The sequence below is a fragment of the Roseiarcus sp. genome (assembly GCF_052145395.1).
Classification (GTDB): Bacteria; Pseudomonadota; Alphaproteobacteria; order Rhizobiales; family Beijerinckiaceae; genus Roseiarcus.
On the sequence record NZ_JBKQOT010000224.1, the window covers coordinates 1 to 16,039 of the forward strand.

Annotated in this window: 16 protein-coding genes and 1 pseudogene; 11 read left to right on the top strand and 6 right to left on the bottom strand. The window is 65.9% G+C overall.

The window, feature by feature from the left end; genetic code table 11:
- From ACLP25_RS07625 to ACLP25_RS07635, 3 genes are all read left to right on the top strand, one after another.
- Positions 1–642, top strand: a 642-nt coding sequence (locus ACLP25_RS07625) for a tetratricopeptide repeat protein (RefSeq protein WP_442468613.1), incomplete at its 5' end; no start/stop codon positions are given.
- A gap of 437 nt (positions 643–1,079) precedes the next feature.
- On the top strand, positions 1,080–1,370 hold the full coding sequence (locus ACLP25_RS07630) for a hypothetical protein (protein WP_442468614.1): 291 nt from the start codon (positions 1,080–1,082) through the stop codon (positions 1,368–1,370).
- A gap of 200 nt (positions 1,371–1,570) precedes the next feature.
- The gene (locus ACLP25_RS07635; RefSeq protein ID WP_442468615.1) at positions 1,571–2,215 is read left to right on the top strand and encodes a YoaK family protein; all 645 of its coding nucleotides are present in this window, start codon (positions 1,571–1,573) and stop codon (positions 2,213–2,215) included.
- Positions 2,216–2,564: 349 nt separating this feature from the next.
- On the opposite strand, the pseudogene argH reads toward ACLP25_RS07635, so the two are convergent.
- Positions 2,565–3,946: pseudogene (argH, locus tag ACLP25_RS07640) on the bottom strand (argininosuccinate lyase).
- Positions 3,947–4,013: 67 nt separating this feature from the next.
- Here argH and tlpA point away from each other — a divergent pair.
- Positions 4,014–4,625 (top strand): thiol:disulfide interchange protein TlpA, encoded by a 612-nt coding sequence (tlpA, locus tag ACLP25_RS07645; RefSeq protein ID WP_442468616.1) that lies wholly within the window; start codon positions 4,014–4,016, stop codon positions 4,623–4,625.
- A 5-nt stretch (positions 4,626–4,630) separates the two neighbouring features.
- Here tlpA and ACLP25_RS07650 read toward each other — a convergent pair whose 3' ends face one another.
- Positions 4,631–6,880, bottom strand: a complete 2,250-nt coding sequence (locus ACLP25_RS07650) for a putative bifunctional diguanylate cyclase/phosphodiesterase (protein WP_442468617.1) — start codon at positions 6,878–6,880, stop codon at positions 4,631–4,633.
- 242 nt (positions 6,881–7,122) lie between these two features.
- On the opposite strand from ACLP25_RS07650, the gene ACLP25_RS07655 reads away from it, so the two are divergent.
- The gene (locus tag ACLP25_RS07655; RefSeq protein WP_442468618.1) at positions 7,123–7,620 is read left to right on the top strand and encodes a hypothetical protein; all 498 of its coding nucleotides are present in this window, start codon (positions 7,123–7,125) and stop codon (positions 7,618–7,620) included.
- Between the two features lie 12 nt (positions 7,621–7,632).
- On the opposite strand, the gene ACLP25_RS07660 is transcribed toward ACLP25_RS07655, so the two are convergent.
- The 3 genes from ACLP25_RS07660 to ACLP25_RS07670 form a co-directional block, all read right to left on the bottom strand.
- Positions 7,633–8,358: an N-acyl amino acid synthase FeeM domain-containing protein gene (locus ACLP25_RS07660; RefSeq protein ID WP_442468619.1), complete on the bottom strand. Its 726-nt coding sequence runs from the start codon at positions 8,356–8,358 to the stop codon at positions 7,633–7,635.
- A 169-nt stretch (positions 8,359–8,527) separates the two neighbouring features.
- Positions 8,528–8,992 carry a ribonuclease HI gene (gene rnhA, locus ACLP25_RS07665; protein WP_442468620.1) on the bottom strand — a complete coding sequence of 155 codons (465 nt, stop codon included), beginning with the start codon at positions 8,990–8,992 and terminating at the stop codon, positions 8,528–8,530.
- Positions 8,989–9,954, bottom strand: a complete 966-nt coding sequence (locus ACLP25_RS07670; RefSeq protein WP_442468621.1) for a homoserine kinase — start codon at positions 9,952–9,954, stop codon at positions 8,989–8,991. Before ACLP25_RS07670 ends, rnhA begins: the two co-directional genes overlap by 4 nt.
- Before the next feature lie 225 nt (positions 9,955–10,179).
- Between ACLP25_RS07670 and ACLP25_RS07675 the strand changes: the two genes are divergently transcribed.
- The 4 genes from ACLP25_RS07675 (at position 10,180) to ACLP25_RS07690 (ending at position 14,262) form a co-directional block, all read left to right on the top strand.
- The gene (locus ACLP25_RS07675; RefSeq protein ID WP_442468622.1) at positions 10,180–11,499 is read left to right on the top strand and encodes a UDP-glucose dehydrogenase family protein; all 1,320 of its coding nucleotides are present in this window, start codon (positions 10,180–10,182) and stop codon (positions 11,497–11,499) included.
- 209 nt (positions 11,500–11,708) lie between these two features.
- On the top strand, positions 11,709–12,590 hold the full coding sequence (locus tag ACLP25_RS07680; protein WP_442468623.1) for a nucleotide sugar dehydrogenase: 882 nt from the start codon (positions 11,709–11,711) through the stop codon (positions 12,588–12,590).
- A complete protein-coding gene (locus ACLP25_RS07685) occupies positions 12,527–12,970 on the top strand; it encodes a UDP binding domain-containing protein (RefSeq protein WP_442468624.1) in 444 nt (147 codons plus the stop codon). Before ACLP25_RS07680 ends, ACLP25_RS07685 begins: the two co-directional genes overlap by 64 nt.
- 59 nt (positions 12,971–13,029) lie before the next feature.
- Positions 13,030–14,262 carry a glycosyltransferase family 4 protein gene (locus tag ACLP25_RS07690; protein WP_442468625.1) on the top strand — a complete coding sequence of 411 codons (1,233 nt, stop codon included), beginning with the start codon at positions 13,030–13,032 and terminating at the stop codon, positions 14,260–14,262.
- Positions 14,263–14,280: 18 nt separating this feature from the next.
- On the opposite strand, the gene ispH is transcribed toward ACLP25_RS07690, so the two are convergent.
- Entirely contained in the window at positions 14,281–15,243 is a 963-nt protein-coding gene (gene ispH, locus ACLP25_RS07695; RefSeq protein ID WP_442468626.1) for a 4-hydroxy-3-methylbut-2-enyl diphosphate reductase, read from the bottom strand.
- Positions 15,244–15,359: 116 nt separating this feature from the next.
- Between ispH and ACLP25_RS07700 the strand changes: the two genes are divergently transcribed.
- On the top strand, positions 15,360–15,500 hold the full coding sequence (locus tag ACLP25_RS07700) for a hypothetical protein (RefSeq protein WP_442468627.1): 141 nt from the start codon (positions 15,360–15,362) through the stop codon (positions 15,498–15,500).
- A 161-nt stretch (positions 15,501–15,661) separates the two neighbouring features.
- On the top strand, positions 15,662–16,039 hold a 378-nt coding region (locus ACLP25_RS07705), incomplete at its 3' end, for a DUF1194 domain-containing protein (protein ID WP_442468628.1).

The following is a 16,039-nucleotide window of genomic DNA, read 5'->3' on the forward strand; positions in this document are numbered from 1 at the left end:
ACCGCTCTAGGTACAACTTGGACACATTTGTTCTGTGGAAAGATTTCGACTGCGAGAGCAGAGGCCGACGAATTCGTCGTGCTGGCGGACGAGACGGGGGAGCCGTACTTCAAGGCCTTGGGACTGATGTTTCAGGGCCTCGTCTATGCGAGCGGCGCTGATTCCCCGGACGCCGTCGGTCGGCTCGAATCTGCGCTCAGCGCCTACCGGTCGATGGAAGCGACTTTGTTCACGCCAAACGTATTGTCGCACCTTGCAGAAGCGCACGCGCGTCTCGGGCAATTCGACGATGCCTGGCGCTGCATTGACGACGCGATCACGACCATCGAAACGAGCAAAGAACGTTGGTGCGAAGCCGACGTTCTTCGCGTCGCAGGGGAAATTGCGTTGGAGTCGCCCGAACGCGACGCCGCGAAGGCTGAGGCATATTTCGACCGCGCCCTCGAGGTTGCGCGGACTCAGCAGGCGAAATCCTGGGAACTGCGCGCGGCGACCAGCAAGGCGCGCCTCCTACGCGATCAATGCCGACACACGGAGGCTCAAGACCTGCTTGCGCCCGTCTACTCCAGGTTCACCGAGGGCTTCGACACGCTCGACCTAAAAGAGGCGAAAACGCTCCTCGACGAACTGGCTTCCAAGTAGCGGGGGAGCAGACGTCTACGATCCTATAGGTGTCGGTAGGCGAGTCTCGCTTACCTGCCCACTTGCGACGTTCGCGGCCGCGATCCGCAACGTCCGCTCAACGTCGAGTCCGGCCGTCGGCGTGGGGCTCAAGCGTTGGATCTTCGGCGCTAGCCGCCCTTTGGGCGCCATCCGGTTGGGCTGTTTCTGCGTTCCCATCCGAAGCTTCAATCTCAGCCTCGCAAAACAAGGAATCTTGCGCCAGCCGCATTTTCCAAACAGGCTCCAGGAAATTCACCATGTTCACCGTTTGTCGCTGCTGGACGTGACTCTTCGTTGCCTTCTCTCCGCCGCGATGGTAGGAACAAAACAAGAACTTACGCCCGCGGGATGGGGCTCGGGCGTCGGAAGCGAGAGGACGCGAGATGTCATCCAGGAATTTACTGCTGGCTGGAATTATGCTGCTTGCATGCGCGGGAGCGCTCGATGCGCAGACCTATACCGATCGCCAGGGAACGCCAGTCCAAAGCACCGCGACCATTCCCTACGACTACTGGCCGCTCGGCCCCGGGCAGCATAACCTCGCGCCCACGAGCGCGACGGCGCTGACGGTCGCGACCGGCGCCCGCTTCATGCGGGTTTGCGCATCGACGGCGACCGTCAGATATACGACCGACGGCATGACGACCCCGACGTCATCGACCGGCGAGCCGCTCTTTGCGGGGTCCTGCCTCGAATGTCGGGGGTGAGGGTGCTGACCAACTTTCGTGCGCTCTCCGCAACCGGCACCCTCGACGTCGAGTATTTCCAATAAGGTCTTGGATTCGCCGGAGAGAAGCGGAAGAGGTCAAGTTCGGGGAGTGGCGATCGAGGAGAACGAAGAGGATGCGCCGATGATCCAGGGAATGCCGAAGGCGGCGCCGCGCGACGTGGCGCGGAAGGGCAGGGCGTGAGCCCCGAGGATCGCGACGATCTGACGCTGGCGATCTTTCTGATCGCGCTCGCCGGCTTCGTCGACGCGGTCGGCTTTTTGATCCTCGGCAGTCTGTTCGTCTCGTTCATGAGCGGGAACTCAACGCAGTTCGCGATACGGATCGGACATGAATTCTGGGCCGGCGCAGCGGCCGCCGGCGGCCTCGTCGGCCTGTTCGTCTTCGGCGTCGTCGTCGGGCGGCTGACGGCGACCGGCGCGAAAATGTGGCGGCGCCCGGCCATCCTCGTGCTGGAGGCGGTCCTTCTCGGGTTGGCCGCATGGGTCCATCTGCCCGCCCTCGCCTCGGGCGCGCTCATGGCCGTCGCCATGGGCGCGCAGAACGCCATTCTGCATGCGGCGGGACGGACGACGACGGGCCTCACCTACATCACCGGCTCGCTGGTGAATTTCAGCGAGGCGCTCGCCGACGCCGTGACCGGCGTCGGCCCCGCCTCGGCCTCATGGCCGTACCTTTTGCTGTGGGTCGGGATGGTCGCGGGCGGCGTGACCGGCGCGGTCGCCTATGGCGCGCTGGGCGTCCGGGCGCTCATGCTGCCGGCCCTCGCGGCTGCGATGCTGGCGGCGGCCACGGCAGCTATCGGAGCGCGGCGAGGGGAGTGAGGATTGGGCTCCGGCGGGTCGTTTGCTTTTGACTGTAAAGAAGCATGCAGACGGCCCGTTCGGGCAGGCCGCAAAATCGACCTCGACGAGCGTATCGGAGAAGGAAATGTCACCGCTCCGCGCGCCGTCCGAGCCCTGCGAGCCCATTAAGCCTTTGATTTTGTTGAGTTGAGCGGGTCGGCTTGCCTGATGAAATGAGGCGAAAGTATGTCAAACGGAGCGTTCGCGCCGTGGGTGAATCAGAATGTTGAGGCTATCGCTTTGAAATCGCACGATCGGTTTGAAAAAGCCGCGCGCGGTAGGCGCGCCCGCTGAGCGCGCCGGGGGCGGGTCTGCGACCCGGCCCTGCTCACCCGCCGAGCCGCTTCAGCCACGCCTTCGCCTGCCGCTTCACGTTGGCCGGCGCCGCGCCGCCGTAGGACGTGCGGCTCTTCACCGAGCGCTCGACGCCGAGCACGCCGAAGGCGCCCTCGGTGATCCTCGGCTCGACGGTCTGAAGGTCGGCGAGCGTGAGCTTCTCCAGCGCCACGCCGCGCTCCGACGCCAGCGCGACGATGCGGCCGGTGACGTGATGGGCCTCGCGGAACGGCATCTTCAGCGCGCTGACCAGCCAGTCAGCAAGGTCGGTGGCGGTGGCGTAGCCCGCGCCGGCCGCAGCCTTCATCCGCTTGGCGTCGGGGGTCAGGTCCTTGACCATGCCGGTCATCGCGGCGAGGCAGAGCGACAGGGTTTTTAGCGCGTCGAACACGCCCTCCTTGTCCTCCTGCATGTCCTTGGAATAGGCGAGCGGAGCCCCTTCATCACGGTGAGGAGCCCGACCAGCGCGCCAACCACGCGGCCGGTCTTGCCGCGGACGAGCTCGGCCGCGTCGGGGTTGCGCTTTTGCGGCATGATCGAGGAGCCGGTCGAGAAGGCGTCACTGAGGCGCACGAAGCCGAACTGGGGCGTCGTCCACAGCACGATCTCCTCGGCGAAGCGCGAGAGGTGGGCGGCGCATATCGCCGCGGCGCTTAGCGCCTCGAGGGCGAAGTCGCGGTCGGCGACGGAGTCGAGCGAGTTGGCCGTTGGACGGTCGAAGCCGAGCGCCTTCGCCGTCATGGCGCGGTCGATCGGAAAGGACGTGCCGGCGAGCGCCGCCGCCCCGAGCGGGCATTCGTTGAGGCGCCTCCGCGCGTCGACAAAACGCCCGGCGTCGCGGCCGAGCATCTCGACATAGGCCATGAGGTGATGGCCGAAGGTGACGGGCTGTGCCGACTGGAGGTGGGTGAAGCCCGGCATGACCATGCCGGCGCACTCGAGCGCGCGTGAGGCCAGCGCCCGCTGCAGGTCCGCGATCTGGACGAGGAGCGCGTCGATCGTGTCGCGCACCCACAGGCGGAAGTCGACCGCGACCTGATCGTTGCGCGAGCGGGCGGTATGGAGCCGGCCGGCGGCGGGGCCGACGATCTCCGCCAAGCGGCTCTCGACGTTCATATGGATGTCTTCGAGCGCGCGCGAGAAGGCGAAGGTCCCCGCCTCGATTTCGCCCTTGACTTCAGCGAGACCCTTGGCGATGGCCTCGGCGTCCGCCGCGTCCACGACGCCCTGCTTGGCGAGCATGGCGATGTGGGCGAGAGAGCCGGCGATGTCCTGGGCGGCGAGCTTGCGGTCGAAGTCGATCGAGGCGTTGATCTCCTCCATGATTTCGGCCGGGCCGACGGCGAACCGGCCGCCCCACATCGCGTTGCTCATCGAGAGTATGTCCTGGATGGTTCGATAAATGACGATGCCCGGTTTTCCACCCCGCCCGCGAGGCCTCGTGGCGCCGGCCGTCGGCGTTGTGCTCGGCATAGCCGCGCTGGCGTTCCTATACGCGACGCTGAAGCCGCCGGACAAGGCCGCGGGGAACTGTCCCGCCGCCTCCGGCGCGCTGGCGGCAAGGCTCGCGCCCCTCGCCAGGGGCGACGCCGCGGCGGTTACGGTCGCGTCCGACCCGCGCGCCGCGATGCCGCTCGCCTTCGAGCGGGCCGACGGGAGCAAGACGACGCTCGCCGACTTCCGGGGCCGGGCGGTGCTCCTCAATGTCTGGGCGACCTGGTGCGTGCCCTGCCGAGCGGAAATGCCGGCGCTGGACCGGCTGCAGGCGGAAAAGGGCGGCAAGGACTTCGAGGTCGTCGCAGTCAATGTCGACACGGCGCGGCTCGAGCGGCGCGGCGCCTTTCTCGACGGAATCGGCGTGAAGGCGCTCGCGCGCTATGCCGACCCGAGCGGCGACGCGTTCGAGACCCTGCGCAAGGACGGCAAGGCGCTCGGGCTGCCGGTTTCGCTGCTGATCGACAAGGACGGCTGCGAGGTCGCTGCGGTCGCGGGCGCGCTCAAGTGGGATTCTGCCGACGCCGCCGCGCTGATCGGCGCGCTGAAAGGCGGATAGTCGCTTCACGCCGCCGCGCGGCCGCCCTCGCGGTCGAACAGCGCCGCCACGCCCGACAACGGGATCGGCGGGCTGAACAAAAAGCCCTGCGCCTCGGCGATGGTTCCCAGCTGCTCGATGACCTTCATCTGCCGTTCCGTCTCGACGCCCTCGATCAGCACGGTCATGCCGAGCTTGCGGCTCATTGCGGCGACGCTTTCGACCAAAATCGAGGCGCGCTCGTGCACCCCGAGCCCCATGGTGAAGCAGCGATCGATCTTGATGCGGTCGAGCGGGAAGCTCAACAGATAGCTGAGGCTGGAAAAGCCGGTGCCGAAATCGTCAAGGGAGATGCGACAGCCACGTGCGCGCAGCCCCACGAGGGCGGCGCGCGTGTCGCAGCGGTCGTCGAGCAGGGTCGATTCCGTGATTTCCAGATCGAGGCGGTTCGGGGCGAGCGCCGCCTTGGCCAGCGCGTCGGCGACGATCGTTTCGATCTTTCCGCTGCGGAACTGGGACGAGGACAGGTTCACGGAGATGCTGACGTCGTCAGGCCACGCCGCGCCGGCGGCGCAGGCGCGGCGCAACACGCCCGCGCCGAACTCCTCCATCAGGCCGATGTCCTCGAGGATCGGGATGAACTCTGCCGGCGACACGGCGCCGCGCACCGGATGACGCCAGCGCGCGAGCGCCTCGAACGAGAGGATCCGCCGCGTCCGCACGTCGAAGATCGGCTGGAAGTGGACGTCGAAGGCGTCGTTGGCGACGGCCGCGCGCAGTTCGAGTTCGACCAGTCGGCGCACCTGGATCTTGGTGTCCATCGCCCTCTCGAACGGGCGCCAGCCGCGGCGGCCTTCAGCCTTGGCCGCGTAGAGCGCGATGTCGGCGTTTGAGAGCAGCGTGTCCGGCGTGACGCCGTCGTCCGGGGCCGAGGCGCTGCCGATGCTGGCGCCGACGATCACCTCGCTGCCGTCGATCACCACCGCGCGGCCGATCTCCTCGATGATCCGACGCGCCAGCGCGGCCGTCTCGGGCGCGCCGGCGATGTTGCGATGGAGAATCACGAATTCGTCGCCGCCCCAGCGCGCCACGAGATCGCGAGGTCCGATGATCGCATTGAGCCGGCGAGCGATCTCGATGAGCAGCTTGTCGCCCATGGTGTGCCCGAGGCTGTCGTTGACCTGTTTGAAATCGTCGAGGTCGAGGAACATCACGTCGATGCGGTGATCCGCGCCGATCGGTCCGGCAAGGACGCTCGCCAGGGCGATTTCGAAGGATCGGCGGTTTCTGAGATCGGTGACGGAATCGAAATGCGCCATCCTGTCGATGACGCGGTCGGCGTTGCGCTTGGCGGTGACGTCCTGCACCACCATGACCCAGCCTCCGCGGGAATTCGGGGTCAGGGTGAGATCGTAGGCGCGCTCGTCGAGCGTCTCAAACGCCATCGCGTAGGGGCTGTTCCGAGAGGCAGGCGCGCAGAGCGCCCGCTGCAGACGGTCGATGGCTTCACGTGGCGCCATGCCGCTGCGGCGGGCGAGACGGAGCAGAGAAGCGAACCGCGCGTCGACCAGCGAACGGCGCGGCGGCAGGCCGAGAAACTCGGAGAATCTGTTGTTGGACACGAGGACCCGCCGATCCGCCGAAATCATGCATATGCCATGCGACATGTTGTTGATTGCGAAGTTGAACTGGGAGGCGATCCGTTCTGACCGGTTGCGGAAGGCGATTTCGCTGAGAAGGATGTTTCTGAGGCGGCTTGCGGACCCGGAGATGAAGACGCACACGGGCGCGAGCATCAGCGGAATGAGAAGCGGAAATAGGCCGCCCTTGACGATGAAGGCCGCCGCCAGCGGGATCGCCATCGCCGAAACTTGAAGCCCGACCCCCCGCTGGATGGCGAAATTTCTGACCGCGATGCTGACCGCATGCGTGATTGCGCCGGAAACGACGAGGATGAGGACGAACGGATCGTCGCTGACGGCGAAGGTCACGAAGGTCAGGACCCCGATGCTCAACACATAGGTCGCCGCGCCGAGAACATAGGTCCGCTCGAGCCAGCGGACTTCGGCCGGGTCGTGGTTATGGGATCGGGACTGGTACTGGCGGATCAGATGGATCCGGTGGAGAACGACGGCGAAAATGACGACGGTCACGACCGCAGGCGCGATCGATCGGGTGAGGGCGGTGATGAGAAGAGCGCCGAGCCCCGTCACGGCGGCCCCGATCATCATCGATCGCGAATCGGCGAACAGCGATTCGACAAGGTCGTGACTCACCTCGATTGGAAGCGCTTCCGAGGAGGGGTGCGGAGAACGACGGATCATGCCAGGCGCAACGCGTTGTCGGACCTGTGAGATCAATCACAGACCGGTTAACAACTTCTGCTAATGCTTTGATGTTACGCAGGCGTTGTTATGATCGCCGGATTGGCGTTAGCGCTTTTGAAGGCGTTTTGCCGGATCAATGACAGGCCGGCCTCAAGTGGCGTGCCAGCCGGGCAGGTATGGAGCGCGTTGGAATGGATTTCGAGTCCGAGGAAGTCTTGATTGCGCTTGTCGACCGGTCGGAATTCGAGGAGGCGCGGCGGACGATCGCGGGCTTCGAGCCTTGGATCAGCTACGACGATTATCGCAGCGAGCGGGAGGGGCGGCTGATCGGCCTCGCAGTGGCAGGCCAGCGCGCGCGCTTCGTCCCGGTCTCGCTTCGCGCGTTCCTCGATTGGAGCGCATCGTCAGGCGCTCAGCCGACCGCGGGGCGGCTTGACGTCTTCGCCGCCCTGGGCGCCTCGATCGGGGCTTTTTCCGGGGCGGCGCAGGGGTCAGCCGATCCGAGGGCCGTCAGCGCCGGGCCGTGGACGGTCCACCGTCCGACCGGCCGGTCGGTCGATCTGGCTTCGTACCGGGCCTGGCTCAGCTGCCTGTGCGAGAAGCCGTCGGACGCGCTGCTCGACGCCTATGTCGCGCTGATCGTCGAGAGCCGGGGCGAGAGTTCGCTCCGCTCCGCGGTCGCCGACTGAATTCGAGCCCGTTCAAGCGCCGACTTCGCTTTCCGCCGGACGGCCGATCGCCTCGAACATGTCGCCGACATGGTTCGAGGACCGGCTGAACAGGGTCTCGCGTTCGCTCGCCGTCGAGGCGAAGAAGGGATAGCGATCGAGGGTGGAATTCTTGAGGGTCCGGCAGTCGTGTCCGATCAGCGCCATCGGCCGCTTGAAATTGGGATAGGGCTGCGGCTCGCACCACGGGACGCCGCCGAACATGCGGCGATAAAAGGCCTGGTGCTCCACGAGGCAGGCTGCCGTGATGAAGTCCGCGTCGAAAAACTCGCCGGCCATGAAGCTCGCCCGCAGAGTCAGATACGGGATCTCCGAGTACCGTTGAGAGAACTCGAGCTTGGCCACGAAGCGGGTGGCGTCGATGATCGTCCGTCTCGATCGCAGCAGAGGCCTGATCACATCCGGGAACGTGTTCGCGACCGGCAGCGGCGCCGCGAGGCTCGCGGAAACATGCAGGCGCAGGGCGCTGGCCAGGTCCCCGTCGAGCCTGACCCCGATCAGCCAAGCGTTGTCGGTTTCGTCGAAGGCGTCGCTGAACAGCCCCGACGGTCCGGGTTCGATGGTCCCCGCGCGCGCGTAGGCGGCGTGCCGCATGCGGAAGATGGCTTGCTTGTCGGCGGCCGTGTCCGCCCGGCGATATGTGACGTGTTCGAGAAGTCGGAAGACACGGTCGACGAACCGGATTTCCTGATTTTCCACCGAATTGCCCCGATCCATAATGATTATAATGTAAACAATTACGGGTTGGGTCGGTCCGCCAGAGCTTCCGTTGCGCAAGTCCGGTGATTTTTTTTAGCAATTGGTTAACCTTAACTGGTCGCCGTCTGCCAACACGCACGGGGTTGCGTTCCTAGAGCGCCTTTGAAAATCAAGGATTGCGCGCGCTCGCCGTTCGAGCGAGATAGGGCGCCATTCCCTCGCGCGCGAGCACGTCGGCCCGTTCGTTGTCGGGGTCGCCCGCATGTCCGCGGACCCAAAGCCAGTCGACGTCGTGCTTGGCGGCTGCGGCGTCGAGCCGGCGCCAGAGATCCTCGTTCTTGACCGGTTTCCGCTCCGAAGTCCGCCAGCCGTTGCGCTTCCACCCCTCGAGCCAGCCGGTGATCCCGCCGCGCACATATTGGGAGTCGGTATGGAGGCTGACCACGCAGGGGCGGGTCAGCGATTCCAGCGCTTCGATCGCGGCGGTGAGCTCCATGCGGTTGTTGGTGGTGAGCGCCTCGCCCCCCTTCAGCTCCTTCTCGCGCTCGCCGTAGCGCAGCACCGCTCCCCATCCGCCGGGGCCCGGGTTGCCGGAGCAGGCGCCGTCTGTCCAGATCGACACCCGGCCGCTCACCGCATCAGCCCGTAATCCGCAGCCGACCGCACGTGCTGATGGAAGCGCAGCTTGTCGCGATATTCGAGCGGATTCTTCGGCGCGACCTTGGCGCCGGGCGGCACGTTCAGCCAGTCGACCAGCCGCGTCAGCATGAAGCGCAGCGCGGCGCCGCGCGCCAGGATCGGCAGGGCGGCGACCTCCGCCCCGTCGAGGCGGCGGACCCGCTCATAGGCCGAGATCAGCGCCTGGCCCTTGGAGACGTTGAAGGAGTTGTCCGGCTCGAAGCACCAGGCGTTGAGGCAGACGGCGAGGTCGTAGGCGAAAGCGTCGTTGCAGGCGAAATAGAAGTCGATCAGCCCGGAAAGCCGTTCGCCAAGGAAGAATACGTTGTCATTGAAGAGGTCGGCGTGGATGACGCCGCCCGGCAGGCCGACCGGCCAGCGCGCCTGCAGAAGGGTGAGTTCCGCCGCGGTCTGCTCTCGCAAAAGCGGCGCCACCGAATCCGCCCCTTCCTCCGCCGCGTGAAGCAAAGGCGGCCAGCCGTCGAGCGACAGGGCGTTCGCGCGCCGCAAAGGGAAATCGGCGCCCGCGAGGTGCATGCGCGCCAGCGCTTCGCCAACCGCCCCGCAATGACGCACGTTGGGGCGGCGAATCCAGATGCCGTCCAGAAAGGTGACGATCGCGGCGGGCCGTCCGGCGAGCCTGCCGAGCGCCTCTCCGGCCCGATTGCGCACCGGCTGCGGGCAGGTCACGCCTCGCTCGGCCAGGTGCTCCATGAGCCCGACGAAAAACGGAAGGTCATCGGCGTTGACCCGCTTCTCATAGAGCGTCAAGATGAACTGACCCCTGCTGGTGCGCAGGAGGAAATTCGAGTTCTCGACGCCTTCCGCGATGCCCTTGAACGACACGACGTCGCCGAGGTCGTAAAGGTCGAGAAACGCGTTCAGCGCGTCGTCCGAGACCTCGGTGTAGACAGCCATGCGGTGCTTTTGCGCTTAGGGGAAGGGGGGAAGATGACGATCCGCTTAGCCGCGCCCGGAGAGCGCGTCAATCGGCGACGTCCGGCGCGCCGGGACGGCGAGCCCCGCCGGCGGGCCCTGCGCAGCCACCCGCCGGCCCGGCGGGATCGGCCCGCGCCTTGGCATCCGGGCGAAAACCGCTATGAAGGCGCCGCGTCGCAACTATGGCTGGGTGGGGGTTTTTCGATGCGCATCGTGATGGTCGGCTCCGGTTACGTCGGGCTCGTATCGGGGACCTGCCTCGCCGACTTCGGCCACGAGGTATTTTGCGTCGACACGGACGAAAAGAAGATCGCGAGCCTGCGACTGGGCAACGTCCCGATCTATGAGCCGGGCCTCAGCGAACTGGTGCTCGCCAATCAGGCCGCCGGGCGCCTGTCGTTCGCCACGAGCCTCGAGGAGGCCGCCCGCGGCGCGCGCGCCATCTTCATCGCCGTCGGAACGCCTTCGCTCGCCGAGGTCGGCTCCGCCGACATGCGCTACGTTTATGACGCGGCCCGCGCCATCGCCGACGTGGTCGACGATTTCACCGTCGTCATCGTCAAATCGACCGTCCCGATCGGCTCGGGGGATGAGGTCGAGGCGATCCTCGCCTCGCGCCTGCCGCAAGAGCGGTTCGCGGTCGTCTCCAATCCGGAATTTCTGCGCGAGGGCGCGGCGATCGAAGACTTCAAGCATCCGGACCGAGTGATTGTTGGCGTCGAGAACGAACGGGCGCGCGAAGTCATGCATGACATTTTTCGGCCGCTCGAGCGCAACGCCGGTCCGATCATATTTACTTCGCGGCGCAGTGCAGAGATGATCAAATACGCCGCCAATGTGTTCCTGGCGATGAAGGTGACTTTCATCAACGAAATCGCCGATCTGTGCGAGCGCCTCGACGCGGACGTGCTCGACGTTTCGCGCGGGATCGGCCTCGACGATCGTATCGGGTCGAAGTTCCTCAATCCGGGTCCGGGCTTCGGCGGTTCGTGCTTCCCCAAGGACACGCTTGCCCTCACCAAGCTCGCCATCGAGGCCAAGGCGCCGATACGGCTCGTTGAAACTTTGGTCGACGTCAACGAAAGGCGGAAGATCGCGATGGCGCGCAAGGTCGAGTCCGCCTGCGGCGGCTCAGTGGCCGGCAAGCGGATCGCGGTCCTCGGCCTGACCTACAAGCCCAAGACGGACGACATGCGCGACGCGCCCAGCCTTGTCATTGTGCCCGAACTGCAGGCGGCTGGCGCCCGGGTCGTCGCCTACGATCCCGAAGGGGTCAAATCTGCGAGAGGCCTGCTTCACGGGGTCGAATTCGCCGAAAACGCATATGCCTGCCTCGCCGGCGCGGACGCGGCCGTCATCATCACCGAATGGGACGAGTTCCGGGCCCTGGACCTGCATCGCGTCAAAGCCACTCTTGGAAAGCCGGTGGTCATTGACCTGCGGAACATTTACCCCATTAAGACGATGAAGGCCTTGGGCTTCCGCTATGTCTGCGTGGGCCGCGGGCTCGCGGGCGAAGGTTGAGGCGCTGCGTCTCCCGAGAGCGCGCGCTTCATGCAGGTCTGCCATCCGAACCGGTTCGACAGCCTGCGCGGAGTTCGCCGTTTCAAGGAAGACGAAATGGGAGGGTTCAAAGCCGGCGTTCCGGCGTGCAGCGATTTTGAGCGACTATCGGTTCGACGACGCCCGCGCGGCAACGGTCGCCGTTCGACGGAGCAACGGAAGGGGTGGACATGAGAATTGCGATCTATGGCCTCGGCTATGTGGGCCTGACCGGCGCGATCTGCCTGGCGAGCGAAGGACACGACATCGTTGGCGTCGACGTCAGCGAGGACAAGGTTCGTCAGATTGCCTCGGGCGCATCGCCGATCCGGGAGCCGGGGCTCGACGCCATGCTCGCCGAGGCGCTCGCCAAGGGCAGGATCCGCTGCACCACCGATCCGGTCGAGCCGGCCCGAACGAGCGACATGGCGATCGTCTGCGTTGGGACGCCGAGCGCGCCCGACGGCTCGCACAACATGCGCGACATCGCCGAGGTGACCCGGCAGATCGCGAACGGCGTGCGCGACACTGGCCGCAAGGGGACCTTCACCGTCGTCTACCGCAGCACCATCCGCCCGGGCACGGTCGACGGACTGATTCTGCCGATCTTCAAGTCGGCGCTCGGCGCCGCGCACGGCGTCATCGAGGTCGTCTACAACCCGGAGTTCCTGCGCGAAGCCTCCGCTGTGAAGGATTTCTTCAACCCGCCCAAGGTCGTCGTCGGCACCGCGGACGCCAAGCCCTCGGCGCGGGTCGCGGAAATGAACAGGAATTTGGACGCGCCGACCTTCACTGTCGGATATCGCGAAGCCGAGTTCACCAAGTTCGTCGACAACAGCTTCCATGCGCTCAAGGTCGCCCACGCCAACGAGATCGGACGCGTCTGCGTCCGACTCGGCATCGACGCCAAAGTCGTTCACGAGATCTTCGTGTCCGACACGAAGCTCAACATCTCGCCCTACTACCTGCGTCCGGGCGGCCCTTTCGGCGGCTCGTGCCTGCCAAGGACGTGCGCGCGCTCCAGTACATCGCCAACGACATCGGCGCGAACACCCATGTCATCGACGCGCTGATGCGGTCGAACGACGCGCACAAGCACTTTCTCTTCACCCGCGCCGTGGAGGGATTGAAGCCGGGGGCGAAGGTCCTGATGGTCGGTCTCGCGTTCAAGTCCGATACCGACGACTTGCGCGAAAGTCCGAACATCGACCTCGCGCGCAAGCTCATCCAAGGCGGATATGCGTTGTCGATCTACGACCCCTCGCTGCGACCCGAGCACCTGATCGGCCAGAACCTCGGCTATGCATACTCCCACCTGCCGAGGCTGAACGATCTGCTGGTGGACAAGGACGCCGCGCAGAGCGGCGATTTCGATCTGGTCGTCGATGCGACCGGATCTGCAGGGACGCTTTCCCTGAGGAGCGTCAACGTCCTCAACTTCCACGCGCTGTGATCACCTGACCGACCGAGGTCATCCGCATCCGTCGCAAGATGAAAAAATCGGGTTCGAACATGACTCAACACGTGCCGTTTCCAAAGGCCTTCGACAGGACCGCGCTGGTCGGCAGGAAGATCCTCATCATCGTCGAAAACCTGCCGGTTCCGTTCGACCGGCGGGTGTGGCAGGAATCGCTGGCGCTCGTCAGCGCCGGCGCGGAGGTCTCGGTGATTTGCCCGAAAGGAAAGGGCTACGAGGCGGATGAGGAAGTGATCGAGGGCGTACGCGTCTACCGCCACGCGCTTCCGTGGGAGGGCGACTCCGCGCTCGGCTATCTACAGGAATATTTAAGCGCGCTGCTTCACCAATCGCGGCTGGCGTGGCGCCTTTATTTCAACCACGGCTTCGACGCCATTCATGGGTGCAATCCGCCCGATCTCGTCTTCCTGGTGGCGCTGCCGTTCAAGCTCCTCGGCAAAAAATTCGTGTTCGACCACCACGACATCTGTCCGGAACTCTACGAGGCGAAGTTCAACAAGCGCGGCTTTTACTGGCGCCTGCTGGTGCTGCTGGAACGTCTGACGTTCTCTTTCTCCGACATCGTCATCTCGACCAACGAGAGCTATCGTCGGATCGCCATCGAGCGCGGCCGCAAGCGCCCCGACAGGGTTTTTGTCGTTCGCAGCGGTCCCGACCTTCGCCGGGTTCGTGTCATGCCCGTGGATCCGAAGTGGAAGAAGGGCCGGACCTATCTCGTGGGATTCGTCGGGGTGATCGGCCGCCAGGAGGGACTCGATCTCCTGCTCGAATCGGTCAAATACATCGTCCGCGATCTCAAGCGGGAGGACATCCAGTTCGTGCTGGTCGGCGACGGCCCGAGCCGCAAGCGGATGGAGGCGCTGTCCGTCGAGATGGGCTTGGCCGACTACGTCACCTTCCTCGGGCGGGCGCCGGACGACGAACTCTTCTCCGTGCTGTCCACGGCCGACGTCTGCGTCAATCCGGACCGCGTCAACCCAATGAACAACCTCTCCACCATGAACAAGATTCTCGAGTACATGGCGATGAAGAAACCGATCGTGCAGTTCGAGGTCGTCGAGGGGCGCGTTTCGGCGGAGGAAGCCTCGGTTTACGCCAAGCCCAACGACCCGATCGACTTCGCCGACAAGATTGTGGCGCTCATCGCCGATCCGGCGCGCCGGGCCGAGGCGGGCGAGGTCGGGCGCAACCGGATCGAGAACGAGCTTTCCTGGGCGCACCAGATCCCGAACCTGATCGGCGCCTACACGACCCTGTTCAAGAGATAGCGGCGCGCGCCGGCGCGTTCACGCGGGTTCGCGCAAGTCTCGCGGCAGCGGAAAGATCATCGACTCGCTCGTTGTCGTGAGCGTCTCGATCGTGACGTCGTAGCGCGCGCTGAGCGCTCCGAGGACGCGCTCGACCAGCGCCTCCGGCGCGGACGCGCCCGCGGTGACGGCGACGGAACCGACGTTCGTCAGCGCCGCCCAGTCGATGCCGCGCTCGTCGGCGACGAGTTGCGCGGCGCAGCCCTCGCGCTCAGCGACCTCGCGCAGACGCTGCGAGTTGGATGAGTTGGCCGCCCCGACCACGATCGCCGCCTCGACCTGGCGCGCGGCGGCCTTCACCGCCTCCTGACGGTTGGTCGTCGCGTAGCAGATGTCCTCGTTGGGCGGCCCGTAGATCGCGGGGAAGCGGGCCTTCAGCGCCGCGACGATCTCGCGCGTGTCGTCGACCGACAGCGTCGTCTGCGTGATATAGGCGATTGGCCGGCCGTCGTCCGGCTCGAGGCGCTTGACGTCGCTGATGGAGCTCGCCAGGGTCACCCTCCCCGGCGGCAACTGGCCCATCGTGCCGACCACCTCGGGATGGCCGGCATGGCCGATGAGGATGATCCGACGCCCGCGCTTGAAATGAACCTGCGCCTCGCGATGGACCTTGGTGACGAGCGGGCAGGTCGCGTCGATGGTGAAAAGATTACGCGCCTTCGCTTCCTCGGGCACCGCCTTGGTGACGCCGTGGGCGGAAAAGATCACCGGATGCGGTCCCGGCGGCGCCTCGGAAAGCTCCTTGATGAAGATGACGCCCTTGGCCTTGAGCGAGTCCACCACAAACTTGTTGTGCACGATCTCGTGCCGGACATAGACCGGCGCCCCGTACCTCTGCAGCGCGCGCTCGACGATATCGACCGCCCGCACCACGCCCGCGCAAAAGCCGCGCGGCGCGCAAAGGACGACGCGGAGCGGGGGTTTTGGCGCGGTCGCGGACATGCAGCGAGCGTCTTGGGCGCCGCGCGGGGCCAAGTCAAGCTCTCCACGACGGGCGTCGCCGCGGCGCTTTGTCCTCGGCTGGCCGCCTGGCCTCGACATCGCGCCGATTCACGGAGATGATCGTCCTGCCGATCGTCATGCGCGCCCTGTTCGGCGAAAGCCGTGAGGCGCTGCAGGCCGAGATCGCGCCGCACGTTGCGGAGTGGGTCGCCTTCTTCCTCGCCGCCTGCAGCGCGGGCGGGCAGCGCCGGCCGTAGTCCGTGACGCGCGCCGCCCGACTGTCGCCGGTTCGGGAGGCGAGCGCGCGAAATCGGCTCCGGTCCCCCGCGTTCCCTTCGGTCGAAGCGAACACAAAGACGTCAATGGCGACCCGCGACGAACGCGGTTAGGCTCAAGGTCCGGGGGCGGCGAGGACACGATGCGGTGCTGGCGTGAATGTCGCTTTGGCGTCGTCGTCGCCCTGGGGCTCGGCGCGACAATGGGTGTGGGCCGCGCGGCGGCGCTCACCGTCGACGCAGCGGTCGTGCTTGCCGCCGACGTCTCCCGCAGCATCAATGAGGACGAGTTCGTGCTCGAGCGACGAGGCTACGCCGCAGCGATCCAGAGCGGCAAGCTGATGGACGCGATCTCCACCGGCCCGCACGGCGCCATCGCGCTCGCTTATGTCGAGGGCGGGCGAAAGCGAGCAGAAGACGGTCGTCGACTGGACCGTCATTCGCAAGCCGGACGACGCAAGAGCCTTCGCCGCTTCCCTGACGGCCGCGCCCCGCTCGTTTGTCGGACGAACGGCGATCGG